The organism is Natronohydrobacter thiooxidans (assembly GCF_001884735.1).
In the GTDB taxonomy this organism is placed as follows: domain Bacteria; phylum Pseudomonadota; class Alphaproteobacteria; order Rhodobacterales; family Rhodobacteraceae; genus Roseinatronobacter; species Roseinatronobacter thiooxidans_A.
In genome coordinates this window covers 187,379-202,343 of the sequence record NZ_MJAP01000013.1, presented here as the reverse complement: position 1 = coordinate 202,343, position 14,965 = coordinate 187,379, and the positions used below count along the sequence as shown (strand labels likewise).

The window sequence follows — 14,965 nt, the reverse complement described above, 5'->3', positions numbered from 1 at the left end:
CTTATCCTTTCACCTTGGCGGCCTTGGCCGCGCGCAACCGCTCCATCAGACGTTTGCCAAGGCCCGGCTTGGTCTCCTGCTTCGCCCGGCCCAAAGCCAGCGCACCCTCCGGCACATCCATGGTGATGACCGAACCCGAGCCGGTCAGCGCATGCGCCCCCACCTTCACCGGCGCCACCAGCATGGTGGAAGAGCCGATAAACGCCCCCTCGCCGATCTCGGTGCGATGCTTGAACACCCCGTCATAGTTGCAGGTTACTGTCCCCGCCCCGAGATTGGCGCGCGGCCCGACGGTTGCATCGCCCACATAGGAGAGGTGATTAACCTTTGCGCCCTCGTCGATCTGGGCATTCTTGATCTCGACGAAATTCCCCACCCGCACATCTTCCGCCAGTTCCGCCCCCGGCCGCAGACGTGCATAGGGGCCGACCACCGCGCCACGGCTGACATGGGCCCCTTCCAGATGGCTGAACGCGCGGATATGCGCGCCGCTTTCGACCGTCACACCGGGGCCGAAGACCACGAATTGATCCACCACCGTGTCGCGCCCGATACAGGTATCCTGCGCAAAATAAACGGTTTCCGGCGCGCTGAGGGTGACACCGTTTTCCAATGCCTCGGCCCGCATCCGCGCCTGAAACCGCGCTTCGGCCTGCGCCAGTTCCGCGCGGGTGTTGATGCCCAGCGTCTCGGCCTCGTCGCAGCGCACGACGCCTGCACTCAGCCCCTGCGCGCGGGCGAGCGCCACGATATCGGTCAGGTAATATTCCCCGGCGGCATTTTCCGTACCGATCTTTGCGATCAGGTCGAAGAGCCGCGCGCGGTCCGCACAGATCACGCCGGAATTACAAAGCGTTATCGCGCGTTCTTCTTCGGTGGCGTCCTTGAATTCGGTGATCCGCTCCAGCGCCTCGCCCTGAGTGATCAGCCGCCCGTAACGCCCCGGATCGGCGGCGTCGAACCCCAGCACCACCACGTCATGGCTTGCGCGCGCGGTCCGCATCGCCTCCAGCGTCTCGGGGCGGATGAAGGGGGTGTCACCATAGAGTACGATCACATCGCCCACTGCCCCCTCAAGTGCGGCGCGGGCCTGATCGACCGCATGGGCGGTGCCAAGCTGCTCGGTCTGGGTGACGATGGTGGCAAGCTCATCCTCGCCGCGCACAACCTTCGCGACCGCATCGCCCCCGTGCCCGACGACAACCACCGTGCGTTCCGGCTCGATCTCGCGGGCGGCGCGCATGGCGTGCAGGACCAGCGGCACGGCCCCCAGAGGATGCAGAACTTTCGGCAGGTCGGATTGCATGCGACTGCCCTGACCGGCTGCGAGAATTACCACTGAAACGGACATGCCTGCCTCTTCTCTTGTGTGAACTGCCTGAAATACTCCCTCGCGCAGATACAGGGGCGGGCGCAAGAGGCGCAAGGCTCACATCTCATGTCATACTGAAACACTGGCGAATTGGCGCCGCGATTTGACACGGATCAACGCGCAGGCGACACAATTCCCGCAATCTGGCCCGGCGTAACAGGAAAGGACAGTCGCATGTATAGCCGTATCATCGTGGCCGTGGATCTGGAACATCTGGATCAGGCCAAGGCCCTCTTGCTCCGCGCGACCCGGCTTCTCGATGCCGGAGGCGAGATCCGGCTGATCCATGCTCTGGAGGAAGTGCCCGGATATATCGCCGCCGATCTGCCCGCCGATCTGGCTGAGAGACGTCGCGCGGAAGCTGCGGTCGAGTTGCGCGCGCTGATTGATCCGGGGCTGGAAATCCGCATGGTGCCCGAGGTCCGCCGCGGTGCGGCATCAGGTCAGATCCTGCAGGCCGCCAGTGACAGCGGCGCGGATCTGATCATGGTCGCGAGCCACAAACCCGGTCTGCGGGATTATTTTATTGGCTCGACTGCGGCGCGCGTGATACGACATGCGCAATGCTCGGTTCTGGTAGAACGCTGAATAGACCCAAGAAATACCCAACAAGACAAGGAAAGTTCCATGTATTCCTCCATCGTTATCGCCGCTGCCCTGTTCAATGAAGGTGCGACCACGCGCGCAGCCCTTGCGAAAGCCCGCACGCTTCTGGATGAGGGCGGCAAGGTCACGCTGGTTCATGTGATCGATGAAGTGCCGGGCTATGTCGCGGCCTCGATCCCGAAAGAGCATATGAGCGCGCGTCGCCGTGATGTGCAGGATCAGCTTGAGGCCCTTGCCGCCGAAGGCGCGGGCATGAATGTCGAATGCGTCGTGCGCGAAGGCCAGCCCTCTGCCGCCATTCTGGGTGCCGCGAAAGAGGCGGGTGCCGATCTGATCATGATTGCCAGCCACAAGCCGGGCCTGAGCGATTACTTCATCGGCTCGACCGCATCGCGCATTGTACGTCATGCGCCGGTTTCGGTGCTGGTCACGCGCTGAGTCGCCTGCCACCGCGATTGCCTTGCGGTGAAACTTGTGCGATGCTGCCTTCCAAAGCGCTTTGGAAGGCAGTTTTCTTTCGGAACCTGCCACGGCTGAAAGGGAGGAAGCCATGTACAGATCCATCGTTATCGCTGTGGCCTTGTTCAACAAGGGTGCGACCAGCCGCGGGTTGATCGAGAAAGCCAACAAGCTGATCGACCCGGATGGCAGCATCACGCTGGTGCATGTTCTGGATGAAGTCCCGGCCTATCTGGCAACGATTGTGGCGCGCGAGCAATTGCTGGAGCATCGCAAGGCATTGCGCGAGCAGATGGAATCGCTTGCCGCAGTGGCCAAGGCCAAGACGGTGGATATCGAAATCCGGGGCGGGCGGGCCTCGGAAGAGATCATCGCCTGTGCCGGGGATTGCAACGCTGATCTGATCATGGTCGCCTCGCACAAGCCGGATATGAGCAATTATTTCATCGGCTCGACCGCCTCGCGGGTGGTGCGCCATTCGCCGGTTTCGGTGCTGGTCGCGCGCTGACGGAATTTCGTGCCGAATTGCCGCGATCCGGCCTTCCCTCTGCCGCTCAGACAGTTATCTGAGAGGGGTAGCACGGAGGCAGGCAGATGGCAGATGCGCTGGTGATTTTCACGCCCTCGGGCAAGCGGGGGCGTTTTGCTGTGGGAACCCCGGTTCTGACCGCCGCGCGGCAATTGGGGGTGGACCTTGATTCCGTCTGCGGCGGGCGGGGTATCTGTTCCAAATGCCAGATCACGCCGGGCTATGGCGAGTTCTCCAAGCATGGTGTGACGGTCAAGGACGGGGCGCTGTCCGAATGGAACGCGGTCGAGCAACGTTACAAGGACAAGCGCGGGCTGATCAGTGGCCGCCGTCTGGGTTGTCAGGCCAAGATCATGGGCGATGTGGTCATCGACGTGCCGCCCGAGAGCCAGGTGCACCGGCAGGTCGTGCGCAAGGCCGCGACCGCGCGGGCCATCGTGATGGACCCGGCGACGCGGCTTTATCTTGTCGAGGTGCAGGAGCCCGACATGCACGAGCCCTCGGGCGATTTCGAGCGTCTGGCGAAGGCGCTGCGCGAGGAATGGAACATCCCTGAAATCACCGCCGGACTGGAGGTGTTGCGCAAGCTGCAACCGGTGCTGCGCGAAGGCAAATGGCGCGTGACGGTCGCGCTGCACAAGGATCACAATGCCGGGCCGCACCGGCTGCTCGATATCTGGCCGGGCTTTTATGAGGGCGGGCTTTACGGGCTGGCGATCGACCTTGGCTCGACCACCATCGCAGCACATCTGTGCGATTTGCGCACCGGCGAGGTGGCGCTGTCATCGGGCATCATGAACCCGCAGATCCGCTTTGGCGAGGATCTGATGAGCCGGGTGAGCTATGCGATGATGAATCCCGGCGGCGATGTGGAAATGACCCGCACGTTACGCGAGGGGATGGATGCGCTGATCGCCGAGATCGCGCGCGAGGCGCAGATCAGCGCGCGCGAGATCATGGAAGCGGTGATCGTGTGCAATCCGGTCATGCATCATCTGTTTCTGGGGATTGACCCGGTGGAACTGGGTCAGGCGCCTTTCGCGCTGGCGACTTCTGGCGCGCTGAATGTGGGTGCGCGCGATCTGGGGCTGGCGGCGATGAACCCGGCTGCGCGTGCCTATCTGTTGCCCTGTATCGCCGGGCATGTGGGGGCGGATGCGGCTGCCGTGGCGCTGTCGGAAAGCCCCGAGACATCGGAAGATCTGGTGCTGGTCGTGGATGTGGGCACCAATGCCGAGATCCTGCTGGGCGACAAGCGCCGGGTGCTGGCCTGTTCCTCGCCCACCGGGCCCGCGTTCGAGGGGGCGCAGATTTCCTCCGGGCAGCGCGCGGCACCGGGGGCGATTGAGCGCATCGAGATTGACCCGGTGACGAAAGAGCCGCGATTCCGGGTGATCGGATCGGATCTGTGGTCGGATGAGCCAGGCTTTGACGCAGAGACCGAGGCGACGGGAATCACCGGCATTTGCGGTTCCGGCATCATCGAGGCGGTGGCGGAAATGCGGATGGCGGGGCTGGTCGATGGTTCTGGCCTGATCGGTTCGGCAGAGCAGACCGGGACCGCGCGCTGTCTGCCCGAAGGGCGGACACATGCCTATCTGATCCATGATGCAACCGCGACGGGCGGACCGCGTATCACCGTCACGCAGGGCGATATCCGCGCAATCCAACTTGCGAAATCCGCGCTTTATGCCGGGGCGCGGCTGCTGATGGATGAAATTGGTACCGAGCGCGTGGACCGCGTGGTGCTGGCCGGGGCCTTTGGCGCCCATATCAGCCCGAAACATGCGATGGTGCTGGGCATGATCCCCGACGCGCATCTGGACCGCGTGACCAGCGCGGGCAATGCCGCGGGCACCGGCGCGCGGATCGCACTGTGCAATGTCGCGGCGCGGGCCGGAATCGAGGCCACAGTGGGGCGGATCCACAAGGTCGAGACCGCGATCGAGCCGCGCTTTCAGGAGCATTTCGTCAATGCCAATGCCCTGCCCCATGCGGTCGATACATTCCCCGAACTGAGCCGCATCGTGACGCTGCCCGAGGTGAGTTTCAACACCCATGATGGCGCGGGCGGCGGGCGCAGACGGCGGCGCGGCTGAGACATGAAAAAAGCCCGGATGCGCGCATCCGGGCTTTCTTTTCATCAGCGTGAGCGGATCAGTTACCGGTCATCTGGCGCAGACGCTCGGCCACTTCGCGCAGCAGTTCGGGGTTCTCACCAGCGGCCTGCAGCAGACCTTCGATGATACCGCGCTCTGCGATATTCAGATTTGCGGCCTCGATCTGGGCGCGGATGGTGTCGAGCGATACATCAAGGCCAAGCTCTTCAAGCTCAAGCTGTCCTTCAACTGCATCTGCGGTTTCTTCTGCAGCCTCGGGGGAGAGCGTCTCTTCCGCCGTGTCGAGAGCATCTTCGACAGCGGCTTCGCTGCCCGCATCAGCTTCGGCTTCGACGGCAGCATCTGCTTCCACCGCAGCTTCTTCCTCTACCACAGCTTCTTCTTCAACTACGGGTTCTTCTTCCGGCTCGATGGGCTCGGCTTCGACGGGCTCGGGTTCAACCGGCTCGGGTTCAACCGGCTCGGGCGCCTCGACGGGTTCTTCGACGGTTTCGGGTTCGACTACCGTCTCCGTCACCGGTTCGATCACCTCGGGCGCCTGCCGCGACTGGAACCCGAACCAGATGCCAACGGCCACTGCCGCTGCTGCGATGAGACCGAGAAGGGTCTTGTTCATGATGTTTTCCCTCTGAACAACAATACTCTGGCCGCCTATGCCAGAACTGTCAGGGTTTGCAAGTCGACTCTGCCACATGCGCGAAAACAAGCATGTTCTCGCGGATGGGGCTTGATCTTCGCGCTTGAATCGCACATGCCGCGACATTAGTTTGAGTTACCAGCCGAAACAGCATACAGGAGGCTTCCATAGCCCGCAGACCGCATAATGCCCCGCCGCAACGCGATACCGGACCGCGCATCAATGATCGTATCCGGGCGCCGGAGATTCGCCTTATCGGGGCCGATGGTGAAAATCTGGGGGTGGTCAAACCCTCGCAAGCGCTGATCCTGGCCGAAGAGGCCGGGCTCGATCTGGTCGAAATCTCGCCCAATGCTGTGCCGCCTGTCTGCAAGATCATGGATTTCGGCAAGTATAAATACGAGATGCAGAAGCGCGAGGCCGAAGCGCGCAAGAATCAGAAGATCATCGAGATCAAGGAAGTCAAATTCCGCCCGAACACGGATACGCATGACTATGAGGTCAAGATGCGCAATGTGTTCCGCTTTCTGGAAGCGGGCGACAAGGTGAAGGTCACGCTGCGCTTCCGGGGGCGCGAAATGGCGCATCAGGATATTGGCGCGCAGCTTCTGCACCGGGTCGCCGCCGATATTGATGAGATCGGCAAGGTCGAGAATATGCCCAAGATGGAAGGGCGGCAGATGATCATGATGATCGCGCCGCGCTGAACCGGCAATCAGGACCGCCATATGAAACCCGCCGCATCACCGGCGGGTTTTTTCATGGCTTGTGGCGGTCAGCTGGCAGTGCCGGGCACCGGGAAAGCCTCGTCGCGCGCCGTATAGTCCGTGCCATGGGCGATCAGGCACATGCGCCCGTCGCGCAAAGTCACGGTCAGCGTCCAGCGCTGGCTGTCTTCGGCGGCGAAAAGCTCCATCACGGCAGGGCCCGCCTGCCCCATCGCGCGGCGGGTTTGCTGGCTTTGCGCGAGCATGTCCAGAAGCTGCGCGCGCGGCGCGCATTGCGGGGATTGTGCAGCGGCGGGGGATGCGAGAAGCAGGGCAAGACAGAGGCTGAGGGCACGCATGGGAGAGTCCTTTCGAAGAATGCGCAAGCGGGGCCCCCAGCCTGCCAGCACGCCCCGAAAGCGGCGTTAACCCGGCGCACGCTGCCATGTTAGCGCCGCAGGACGCCCCGTCACCGCTGCGATGCAGCATTTTCCGCTTGCGGTTTATGTCGCAAAATGCTCCACAAGCGACAGAATATTACAAGGAGCCTTCATCATGGACACGCGCCCCTTCCGGTCTGTTCTCTATATCCCCGGCTCGAAAGCGCGCGCGCTGGAAAAAGCCGCAACGCTGGCCACGGATGCGATCATCTTCGATCTGGAGGATGCGGTCGCGGTGGACGAGAAGGCGCGCGCCCGCGCGCTTCTGGCCGAGACGCTGCAGGCCCAGGACTATGGCCCCCGCGCGAAGCTGGTGCGGATCAATGCCCTGTCCTCGGACTGGGGCCGCGACGATCTGGACGTGATCGCAACCGCCCGGCCCGAGGCGATTCTGCTGCCCAAGGTGGATGAGGCGGGCCATGTCGAGGAGCTGGCCCGCCTGCTCGACGCGCGCGCCGAGACGAGCGAAACCCGTATCTGGGCGATGATGGAATCCCCCCTTGGCGTGATGAATGCGCTGGCGATTGCGCGCGCGCCCCGCATGGCGGGCTTCATCATGGGCACGAATGATCTGGCCAAGGATATGGGCTGCCGCTTCCGCCCCGACCGCCTGCCGCTGCTATCGGCGCTGCAACTGCCGCTGATCGCGGCGAAAGCCGCCGGGATCGTGGCGGTGGACGGGGTCTACAATGCGTTCCGGGATGAGGCGGGGCTGCGTGCGGAATGTGAACAGGGCCGCGACATGGGCTTTGACGGCAAGACGCTGATCCACCCCGCGCAACTGGCCATCGCCAATGAGGTCTTCTCGCCCAGCGGCCCTGAGATCGAGCTTGCGAAGCGCCAGATCGAGGCATTTGACGCCGCGACCGCGCGCGGCGAAGGGGTGGCGGTGGTGGATGGCAAGATCGTCGAGAATCTGCATATTGTGACTGCGAAGCAAATCCTTGCAAAGGCAGAGGCCATTGCAGAACTGACGGAGTAGCCACATGGGAAATCTGGTCCTGATCCTCGGCGTCGCCCTCTGGGCCGGGGCGCATCTGTTCAAACGCCTCGCGCCCGACCGCCGCGCGGCACTGGGCGAGGCGGGAAAGGGGCCGGTCGCGCTGGCGCTCCTGGCCTCGATCATCCTGATGGTACTGGGCTATCGCTGGGCCGATCCGGTCTGGCTCTGGGTCGCGCCGGGTTGGATGGTGCATCTCAATAACCTGCTGGTCTTTATCGGGTTCTACCTGTTCGCGGTGTCGGGGCTGAAAACCCGGCTGCACCAGAAGATCCGCCATCCGCAGCTTTCGGGCTTCAAGGCCTGGGCGCTGGCGCATCTCCTGGTCGTGGGCACGCTGCAGGGTGTGATCCTGTTCGGCGGGCTTCTGGCCTGGGCCGTGATCGCGGTCATCTCGATCAACCGCGCAGAACCCGACTGGACCCGCCCGCCCGAGGCTGCGGGCTGGAAAGAGGGCGTCGCGGTGGTCGCCGCACTTTTCGCGATGCTGGTGGTGGGGCAGATTCATGGCTGGCTTGGGCCATGGCCATTCGGGGGGGCGTGATGCTGGCCTATCGGTTGCTGACGGAAGAGGACACATCGGCCTTTTGTCACAAGGTGACGGAAGCGCTGTCAAAAGGCTGGGCGCTGCATGGCAGCCCCGCCTATGCTTTTGACGCGTCGAGCGGCAAGATGCGCTGCGCGCAGGCGGTGGTGAAAGAGGTAAATGGGGACTATGCGCCCGAGATGAAGCTCGGAAGTCTCTAGCGCCGGGGGCGCTGCCCCCGGACCCCCGGAGTATTTTCAGCAAGAAAATGAGCAAAAGATGAGCAAGACGACTGCAGGCCGGTTTTTCGAGGATTACCGGATCGGAGATGTGATCGAACATGCGGTGCCGCGCACGGTCTCGGGTGGGGAGCGGGCGCTTTATCATGCGCTCTACCCGGCGCGCGGGGCGCTTTATTCTTCGGATGAGTTTGCGCGTGCCTGCGGGCTGCCGCAAAGCCCGGTGGATGATCTGATCGCCTTTCATATCGTCTTTGGCAAGACCGTGCCCGATATCAGCCTGAACGCCATCGCCAATCTGGGCTATGCCGAGGCGCGGTTTCTGGCACCGGTCTATCCCGGCGACACGCTGCGCGCGCGCTCGGAAGTGATCGGGCTGAAGCAGAATTCGAACGGCAAGAGCGGCGTGGTCTGGGTGCGCACCGAGGGCATGAACCAGCGCGGCGAAGTCGTCCTGAGCTATGTGCGCTGGGTGATGGTGCGCAAGCGCGACGCGGCGGCAGAGACCGGCGCGCCCGTGGTGCCGGATCTGGCGCCCGTGGTCGATGCGGCGGATCTGGTGGTGCCCGAGGGGCTGGATTTCAGCGCTTATGATTTCACGCTGGCGGGCGAGCCGCATCGCTGGGGCGATTACATGCCGGGCGAGCGCGTCGATCATGTGGATGGCGTGACGGTCGAGGAAGCCGAGCATATGCTGGCCACGCGGCTGTGGCAGAACACGTCGAAAGTGCATTTCGACACCACCCAGCGCGCCGATGGCAAGCGGCTGATCTATGGCGGGCATGTGATCTCGATGGCGCGGGCGCTCTCGTTCAACGGGCTGGCCAATGCGCAGATGATCGCGGCGATCAATGCGGGCAGCCATGCCAATCCCTGTTTCGCGGGCGACACGATCCGGGCCTGGTCGGAAGTGCTGGACCGGGCGGAAACCACCGCGCCGGGCGTGGGCGCGCTGCGGTTGCGGCTGGTGGCGACCAAGGGCGCGGGCGATATCTTGCGGGAGGAGAGCGGGAAATATCACCCCGATGTGCTGCTTGATCTGGATTACTGGGTGCTGATGCCGCGCTGATTTCCTGACCTGCCGGGCTTTGGCTGTGATATCCTTTGGCCTATTGGCATGGAGGATATCATGAGAAAGGGACTATTGGCACTTCTCCTGTCGGTCATGAGTATCGGCCCCGCATTGGGGCAAGGATTGAGCTGCGGGGCCGCCGCCAAAAGCTGGCCCCTGTTCGAGCGGCTGAAGGCGCATTTCCTGAATGCAGAATACCGCGCTTTCCTCGAAACCTCTGGCCCGATGCTGGCGCATGAGGTCGAGAATTACGACGCCTATTTCGCGATCATGGATGAGCTGTTTCCTGCGGGCTTCGATCTGTGCCAGACCGTTCTGGTCCGCGACGAGGAGCCCGCCTTCCGGCAGGAAATCGTGATGTATATGCGCGAGGATATGCGCGGGCCGATCACCTTGCTGTTGATCGGGGTCGTGATCCGGGGCGTGCCGCAACTGGTCTATTTCAACTACAGTTCGGATTCGTCGGCGGTTCTGGGCGAATTGAAATAGCCCGATGCGCGAAGTGAGTCGGGTCGGGCGTGAAGAGTGATCACGCGGGCCGGGATTTGTGATCACAGCACGAAATTCCGTGATCACAAACCTCGATTTCCTTTGGATTTTATCGCAATCATCGGCGAAAAACACCCGCACGCCCCTGTGAACGCGTGACATTTGCGTGAAATCCAGTATGTCAGGAGGCACCAAGCGAGGCGCCGCGAGGTCGCCGAGCCACCAGCAAGGGAGCCGTGCATGGCTGATGTCAACCGGGGCAATCGCCCGCTTTCCCCGCATCTGCAAATCTATCGCTTGCCGCTTTCCGGCATTACCTCGATCCTGAACCGGATCACCGGTGTGAGCATGACACTGGCGGCCATGCTGATCGTCTGGTGGTTCGCTGCGGGTGCTTTCAGCGCGGGGTATTTCGCCTTTGTGGACGGGCTGCTGACCTCGATCCTGGGCCATCTGATCCTGATCGGCTCGCTGGCGGCACTGTGGTATCACATGCTCAATTCGATCCGTCACCTGATCTGGGATACTGGCCGCATGATGGATGTCGCCACGGTTGAAAAGACCAGCTACGGCGTCTTTGCAGGCACGGCGGTTCTGACGCTGCTGACCATTCTGATCGTCTGAGGGGGCTGGATCATGGGTTTCAAGACAGATTACGCGCGCGTCCATGGCCATGGGGCGGCTGGCGAAGGCTCGCATCACTGGTGGAGCCAGCGCGTCACCTCGGTCGCACTTATTCCGCTGACGCTGCTGTTCATCTTCCCCTTTGGCCGCGCGCTGGGGGGCGGGCATGAGGTGTTCGTCGCCACCTATTCGAACCTGTGGCACGCGCTGGTCGCGGTGCTGTTCATGATCGCGGCTTTCGCCCATCTGCAACAGGGCTTGCAGACCGTGATCGAGGATTATGTGCCCGGCAAAGCGACCCGCACTGCGGCCCTGCTGGCCAATACCCTGTTTTGCTGGGCTTTCGGGGTGGCGGGCGTGCTGTCCGTCGCCGCTGTCCTGTTCCGCGCCTGAGGAAAACCAATGTCTGCATACAAGATCGAAGAACATTTCTACGATGTCGTCGTCGTGGGCGCGGGTGGGGCTGGACTGCGCGCCACGCTCGGCATGGCCGAACAGGGGCTGAAAACCGCCTGCGTGACCAAGGTCTTCCCGACGCGCTCGCACACGGTTGCGGCGCAGGGGGGCATTGCCGCCAGTCTGGGGAATATGGGCCCCGATAGCTGGCAATGGCATATGTATGACACGGTGAAAGGGTCCGACTGGCTGGGCGATACCGATGCGATGGAATATCTCGCCCGCGAAGCCCCCAAGGCGGTCTATGAGCTGGAACATTACGGCGTGCCGTTTTCGCGCACCGAGGATGGCCGGATCTATCAGCGCCCCTTTGGCGGGCACACAACCGAATTCGGCGAAGGCCCGCCGGTGCAGCGCACCTGCGCCGCCGCCGACCGCACCGGGCATGCCATGCTGCACACGCTTTATGGCCAGTCGGTCAAGGAAAAGGCCGAATTCTATATCGAATATTTCGCGACCGACCTGATCATGTCCGAAGATGGCGTGTGTCAGGGGGTGCTGGCCTGGAAACTCGATGATGGCACGCTGCATCTGTTCAACGCCAAGATGGTGGTGCTGGCGACGGGGGGCTATGGCCGCGCCTATTTCTCTGCGACATCGGCGCATACCTGCACCGGCGACGGCAACGGGATGGTGGCGCGCGCAGGTCTGCCCTTGCAGGATATGGAATTCGTGCAGTTCCACCCGACCGGGATCTATGGTGCGGGCTGCCTGATCACCGAGGGCGCGCGCGGCGAAGGCGGTTATCTGACCAATTCCGAGGGCGAGCGTTTCATGGAACGCTACGCGCCGACCTACAAGGATCTGGCCTCGCGCGATGTGGTGTCGCGCTGCATGACCATCGAGATTCGCGAAGGGCGCGGGGTCGGGCCGAACAAGGACCATATCCATCTGCATCTGAACCACCTGCCGCCCGAGACGCTGAAACTGCGCCTGCCGGGGATTTCCGAGAGCGCGCGGGTCTTTGCCGGTGTCGATGTGAACAAGGAGCCGATCCCGGTTCTGCCGACGGTGCATTACAATATGGGCGGCATCCCCACGAATTACTGGGGCGAGGTGCTGAACGCCGATAGCGAGAATCCGGGCCGCATCGCGCCCGGCCTGATGGCGGTGGGTGAAGCGGCCTGCGCAAGCGTGCATGGCGCGAACCGGCTGGGATCGAACAGCCTGATCGATCTGGTGGTCTTCGGACGTGCTGCGGCCATCCGCGCCGGTCAGGTGGTGGACCCCAAGGCGCCGAACCCGACCCTGAACCGCGCCAGTGTCGACAAGGCGGTCGCGCGGTTTGACCATTTCCGCAACCTGAACGGGGCGATCCCGACCGCCGATCTGCGGCTGGAGATGCAGAAAACCATGCAGGCCAATGCCGCCGTGTTCCGCACCGAAGAGGTGCTGGCCGAAGGCGTGTCCGAGATGGGCAAGGTCGCGGCCAAGATGGGCGATCTGCAAGTTACCGACCGCTCCTTGATCTGGAACTCGGATCTGATGGAAACGCTGGAGCTGGACAATCTGATGCCCTGCGCGCTGACCACCATCAATGGCGCATTGGCGCGCAAGGAAAGCCGTGGCGCGCATGCGCGCGAGGATTATTCCGACCGCGACGATGTGAACTGGCGCAAGCACACCCTGGCGCGCATGGACGGCACCAATGTCGCGCTGGATTACCGCCCGGTTGTGACCGAGCCGCTGACGAAGCAGGAAGAAGGCGGCATTGATCTGGCGAAAATCGCGCCCAAGGCGCGGGTCTATTGATCCGCGCGGCCCTTCTTGCGGCGCCGCTGGCGCTGGTGGCCTGCGCGCCGGTGCAGGACCAGTTCGCGCGGGACGCCGCGCGGCAAGCCGTGCGTCCGGTGCTGGCGGAACGCTTCCCCGGTGTGCCGCTGGAACAGGCCAGCGACTGCGTGATCAACAATGCGTCCGGGGCAGAAATCACGCAGCTTGCCCTTGCGGCAACGCAACCTGTCGTCCATCCGACGACAAGCGCGCTGGTCTACGAGATTGCCACGCGTCCCGAAACAATCAGATGTCTAGCCACGGACGGGCTTGCCCCGTTCCTGCGATGAGGTAGCACGATGGTCCAGTTTTCCCTTCCCAAGAACAGCCAGATGCGCACCGGCAAGACCTGGCCCAAGCCGGAAACCGGCGGCACGCTGCGCAAGTTCCAGATCTATCGCTGGAACCCTGATGACGGCAAGAACCCGCAGGTCGATACCTATTTCGTCGATCTGGACGATTGCGGCCCGATGGTTCTGGACGCGCTGATCTATATCAAGACCAAGATCGACCCGACGCTGACTTTCCGCCGGTCCTGCCGCGAAGGGATTTGCGGCTCTTGCGCCATGAATATCGGCGGGCAGAACCGCCTCGCCTGCATCTTCGGCATGGATGAGGTTTCGGGCGATGTGAAGATCTACCCCCTGCCCCATATGCCGGTGATCAAGGATCTGGTGCCCGATCTGAGCCATTTCTACGCGCAGCATGCCTCGGTCAAGCCATGGCTGGAGACGACCACGAACACGCCCGCGAAAGAGTGGAAACAGTCGATCGAGGATCGCGAGAAGCTCGACGGGCTCTATGAATGCGTGATGTGCGCCTGCTGCTCGACCTCCTGCCCGAGCTACTGGTGGAATGGTGACCGCTATCTTGGCCCGGCGGCGCTGCTGCATGCCTATCGCTGGCTGATTGACAGTCGCGACGAAGCCACGGGCGAGCGGCTGGACGATCTGCATGATCCGTTCAAGCTCTATCGCTGCCACACGATCATGAATTGCGCCCAGACCTGCCCCAAGGGGCTGAACCCCGCAAAGGCGATTGCCGAGATCAAGAAAATGATGGTCGAGCGGGTGATCTGAGCCGCGCGTTGGGGGGGGCATCGCCCCCCCTATTACTTCGAGGTTGTTGCGAGATTCCGCGTCCAGCAACAAAGGTCTGCGTGGCGCAAGAATGCCGCCAGTCATAGCGAAACCACCTGAGTATATTGCCAGTTTCAAAGGGCGCCAGAGTTGAAAATACAAGACATCGAGACCCTTATCGAGGCCTTCAAAGCACTTGGGGTTGAGGAACCAGAAGCGTGGGCTGGGAGCGAACTGAAGGAAGGCATTTTTCAACTGGCCCGCGCCACGTTACTGGTTGAAATGGCTAGCAGCGTGGAAGTTGGCACGCAGTCGGTTCTGGACTATGACCAGCATGAATTTCCGTCAGCAAGGGTGCCGACGATCCTGAACAAGATCAAGGCAGCAGGTGTCACCGATGATGATTTGCTCGTCTTGTTACGTTTTGCGTCATCGCTGGTCGTCTTTGACTTGTGCGCCTTGTTTGATGGCTCCAGCGAGGTTCGAAACAATCCCGGCCAACTGGCGTTTGGATTGGCTGTCGCACATGATGATCCTATGTCCGACGAGTGCGATCTTCAGCCAACAGATATGGGTTTACATGAAAGCTGGGGTACGCTGGTCGCAGAAAAGCTCGGCAAGGATGTGTATTGGTATTGAAACGACTTTATCTCAAGTTGACAGGATTTATTGCCTCGAAAGACCGAGAAAACAATAGGTTGTAGCGTATCAGCGTGTCAGTGCTTTTCTAGAGGCCTCAACCGGAACTGCGCCGCAGGTCAGGTTTCAGGGTCAGCCTTGATCATCGCCTTCTTGTCACACCGCGCGGATCCGCAGAAGCTGGAACATCATGGATCA

Annotated in this window: 19 protein-coding genes; 16 read left to right on the top strand and 3 right to left on the bottom strand. The window is 62.3% G+C overall.

The window, feature by feature from the left end:
• Position 1: 1 nt before the first annotated feature.
• Positions 2 to 1,351, bottom strand: a complete 1,350-nt coding sequence (gene glmU / locus BG457_RS10280) for a bifunctional UDP-N-acetylglucosamine diphosphorylase/glucosamine-1-phosphate N-acetyltransferase GlmU (RefSeq protein WP_071797049.1) — start codon at positions 1,349 to 1,351, stop codon at positions 2 to 4.
• A gap of 195 nt (positions 1,352 to 1,546) precedes the next feature.
• On the opposite strand from glmU, the gene BG457_RS10275 reads away from it, so the two are divergent.
• The 4 genes from BG457_RS10275 (at position 1,547) to BG457_RS10260 (ending at position 5,065) form a co-directional block, all read left to right on the top strand.
• Positions 1,547 to 1,960 carry a universal stress protein gene (locus tag BG457_RS10275; protein ID WP_071797048.1) on the top strand — a complete coding sequence of 138 codons (414 nt, stop codon included), beginning with the start codon at positions 1,547 to 1,549 and terminating at the stop codon, positions 1,958 to 1,960.
• Positions 1,961 to 1,999: 39 nt separating this feature from the next.
• Positions 2,000 to 2,416 carry a universal stress protein gene (locus BG457_RS10270; protein ID WP_071797047.1) on the top strand — a complete coding sequence of 139 codons (417 nt, stop codon included), beginning with the start codon at positions 2,000 to 2,002 and terminating at the stop codon, positions 2,414 to 2,416.
• Between the two features lie 112 nt (positions 2,417 to 2,528).
• Positions 2,529 to 2,945 (top strand): universal stress protein, encoded by a 417-nt coding sequence (locus tag BG457_RS10265; protein WP_071797046.1) that lies wholly within the window; start codon positions 2,529 to 2,531, stop codon positions 2,943 to 2,945.
• A gap of 86 nt (positions 2,946 to 3,031) precedes the next feature.
• Positions 3,032 to 5,065, top strand: a complete 2,034-nt coding sequence (locus BG457_RS10260; protein ID WP_071797045.1) for an ASKHA domain-containing protein — start codon at positions 3,032 to 3,034, stop codon at positions 5,063 to 5,065.
• Between the two features lie 58 nt (positions 5,066 to 5,123).
• On the opposite strand, the gene BG457_RS20250 is transcribed toward BG457_RS10260, so the two are convergent.
• Positions 5,124 to 5,702: a hypothetical protein gene (locus BG457_RS20250; RefSeq protein WP_071797044.1), complete on the bottom strand. Its 579-nt coding sequence runs from the start codon at positions 5,700 to 5,702 to the stop codon at positions 5,124 to 5,126.
• Between the two features lie 173 nt (positions 5,703 to 5,875).
• On the opposite strand from BG457_RS20250, the gene infC reads away from it, so the two are divergent.
• The gene (infC, locus tag BG457_RS10250; RefSeq protein ID WP_425434921.1) at positions 5,876 to 6,430 is read left to right on the top strand and encodes a translation initiation factor IF-3; all 555 of its coding nucleotides are present in this window, start codon (positions 5,876 to 5,878) and stop codon (positions 6,428 to 6,430) included.
• Between the two features lie 68 nt (positions 6,431 to 6,498).
• On the opposite strand, the gene BG457_RS10245 is transcribed toward infC, so the two are convergent.
• The gene (locus tag BG457_RS10245; RefSeq protein ID WP_071797042.1) at positions 6,499 to 6,789 is read right to left on the bottom strand and encodes a hypothetical protein; all 291 of its coding nucleotides are present in this window, start codon (positions 6,787 to 6,789) and stop codon (positions 6,499 to 6,501) included.
• 196 nt (positions 6,790 to 6,985) lie between these two features.
• Here BG457_RS10245 and BG457_RS10240 point away from each other — a divergent pair, with 196 nt between their 5' ends.
• From BG457_RS10240 to BG457_RS10190, 11 genes are all read left to right on the top strand, one after another.
• The gene (locus BG457_RS10240) at positions 6,986 to 7,852 is read left to right on the top strand and encodes an HpcH/HpaI aldolase/citrate lyase family protein (protein ID WP_071797041.1); all 867 of its coding nucleotides are present in this window, start codon (positions 6,986 to 6,988) and stop codon (positions 7,850 to 7,852) included.
• Between the two features lie 4 nt (positions 7,853 to 7,856).
• Positions 7,857 to 8,414 (top strand): NnrU family protein, encoded by a 558-nt coding sequence (locus BG457_RS10235; RefSeq protein ID WP_071797040.1) that lies wholly within the window; start codon positions 7,857 to 7,859, stop codon positions 8,412 to 8,414.
• A complete protein-coding gene (locus BG457_RS10230; protein ID WP_071797039.1) occupies positions 8,414 to 8,617 on the top strand; it encodes a DUF1737 domain-containing protein in 204 nt (67 codons plus the stop codon). Before BG457_RS10235 ends, BG457_RS10230 begins: the two co-directional genes overlap by 1 nt.
• A 58-nt stretch (positions 8,618 to 8,675) precedes the next feature.
• The gene (locus tag BG457_RS10225; RefSeq protein WP_071797038.1) at positions 8,676 to 9,704 is read left to right on the top strand and encodes a MaoC family dehydratase; all 1,029 of its coding nucleotides are present in this window, start codon (positions 8,676 to 8,678) and stop codon (positions 9,702 to 9,704) included.
• 60 nt (positions 9,705 to 9,764) lie between these two features.
• Entirely contained in the window at positions 9,765 to 10,196 is a 432-nt protein-coding gene (locus tag BG457_RS10220; protein WP_139257671.1) for a hypothetical protein, read from the top strand.
• 240 nt (positions 10,197 to 10,436) lie between these two features.
• A complete protein-coding gene (gene sdhC / locus BG457_RS10215; RefSeq protein ID WP_071797036.1) occupies positions 10,437 to 10,820 on the top strand; it encodes a succinate dehydrogenase, cytochrome b556 subunit in 384 nt (127 codons plus the stop codon).
• Between the two features lie 12 nt (positions 10,821 to 10,832).
• Positions 10,833 to 11,213: a succinate dehydrogenase, hydrophobic membrane anchor protein gene (sdhD, locus tag BG457_RS10210; protein ID WP_071797035.1), complete on the top strand. Its 381-nt coding sequence runs from the start codon at positions 10,833 to 10,835 to the stop codon at positions 11,211 to 11,213.
• A gap of 9 nt (positions 11,214 to 11,222) precedes the next feature.
• Positions 11,223 to 13,028: a succinate dehydrogenase flavoprotein subunit gene (gene sdhA, locus BG457_RS10205; RefSeq protein WP_071797034.1), complete on the top strand. Its 1,806-nt coding sequence runs from the start codon at positions 11,223 to 11,225 to the stop codon at positions 13,026 to 13,028.
• Entirely contained in the window at positions 13,025 to 13,339 is a 315-nt protein-coding gene (locus BG457_RS10200; RefSeq protein ID WP_084657583.1) for a hypothetical protein, read from the top strand. The genes sdhA and BG457_RS10200 overlap by 4 nt, the downstream gene beginning before the upstream one ends.
• A gap of 9 nt (positions 13,340 to 13,348) precedes the next feature.
• The gene (locus BG457_RS10195) at positions 13,349 to 14,128 is read left to right on the top strand and encodes a succinate dehydrogenase iron-sulfur subunit (RefSeq protein WP_071797033.1); all 780 of its coding nucleotides are present in this window, start codon (positions 13,349 to 13,351) and stop codon (positions 14,126 to 14,128) included.
• A 150-nt stretch (positions 14,129 to 14,278) separates the two neighbouring features.
• Positions 14,279 to 14,767, top strand: a complete 489-nt coding sequence (locus BG457_RS10190) for a hypothetical protein (RefSeq protein ID WP_071797032.1) — start codon at positions 14,279 to 14,281, stop codon at positions 14,765 to 14,767.
• Positions 14,768 to 14,965 lie beyond the last annotated feature (198 nt).

Bases quoted from the DNA above. Each gene is read 5' to 3' on its own strand.
- BG457_RS10195 (WP_071797033.1), top strand. From the start codon at position 13,349: ATGGTCCAGTTTTCCCTTCCCAAGAACAGCCAGATGCGCACCGGCAAG.
- BG457_RS10225 (WP_071797038.1), top strand. From the start codon at position 8,676: ATGAGCAAGACGACTGCAGGCCGGTTTTTCGAGGATTACCGGATCGGA.
- BG457_RS10265 (WP_071797046.1), top strand. From the start codon at position 2,529: ATGTACAGATCCATCGTTATCGCTGTGGCCTTGTTCAACAAGGGTGCG.
- BG457_RS20250 (WP_071797044.1), bottom strand. From the start codon at position 5,702: ATGAACAAGACCCTTCTCGGTCTCATCGCAGCAGCGGCAGTGGCCGTT.
- BG457_RS10220 (WP_139257671.1), top strand. From the start codon at position 9,765: ATGAGAAAGGGACTATTGGCACTTCTCCTGTCGGTCATGAGTATCGGC.
- sdhA (WP_071797034.1), top strand. From the start codon at position 11,223: ATGTCTGCATACAAGATCGAAGAACATTTCTACGATGTCGTCGTCGTG.
- BG457_RS10275 (WP_071797048.1), top strand. From the start codon at position 1,547: ATGTATAGCCGTATCATCGTGGCCGTGGATCTGGAACATCTGGATCAG.
- BG457_RS10260 (WP_071797045.1), top strand. From the start codon at position 3,032: ATGGCAGATGCGCTGGTGATTTTCACGCCCTCGGGCAAGCGGGGGCGT.
- BG457_RS10235 (WP_071797040.1), top strand. From the start codon at position 7,857: ATGGGAAATCTGGTCCTGATCCTCGGCGTCGCCCTCTGGGCCGGGGCG.
- BG457_RS10245 (WP_071797042.1), bottom strand. From the start codon at position 6,789: ATGCGTGCCCTCAGCCTCTGTCTTGCCCTGCTTCTCGCATCCCCCGCC.
- sdhD (WP_071797035.1), top strand. From the start codon at position 10,833: ATGGGTTTCAAGACAGATTACGCGCGCGTCCATGGCCATGGGGCGGCT.
- BG457_RS10270 (WP_071797047.1), top strand. From the start codon at position 2,000: ATGTATTCCTCCATCGTTATCGCCGCTGCCCTGTTCAATGAAGGTGCG.
- BG457_RS10240 (WP_071797041.1), top strand. From the start codon at position 6,986: ATGGACACGCGCCCCTTCCGGTCTGTTCTCTATATCCCCGGCTCGAAA.
- BG457_RS10230 (WP_071797039.1), top strand. From the start codon at position 8,414: ATGCTGGCCTATCGGTTGCTGACGGAAGAGGACACATCGGCCTTTTGT.
- sdhC (WP_071797036.1), top strand. From the start codon at position 10,437: ATGGCTGATGTCAACCGGGGCAATCGCCCGCTTTCCCCGCATCTGCAA.
- glmU (WP_071797049.1), bottom strand. From the start codon at position 1,351: ATGTCCGTTTCAGTGGTAATTCTCGCAGCCGGTCAGGGCAGTCGCATG.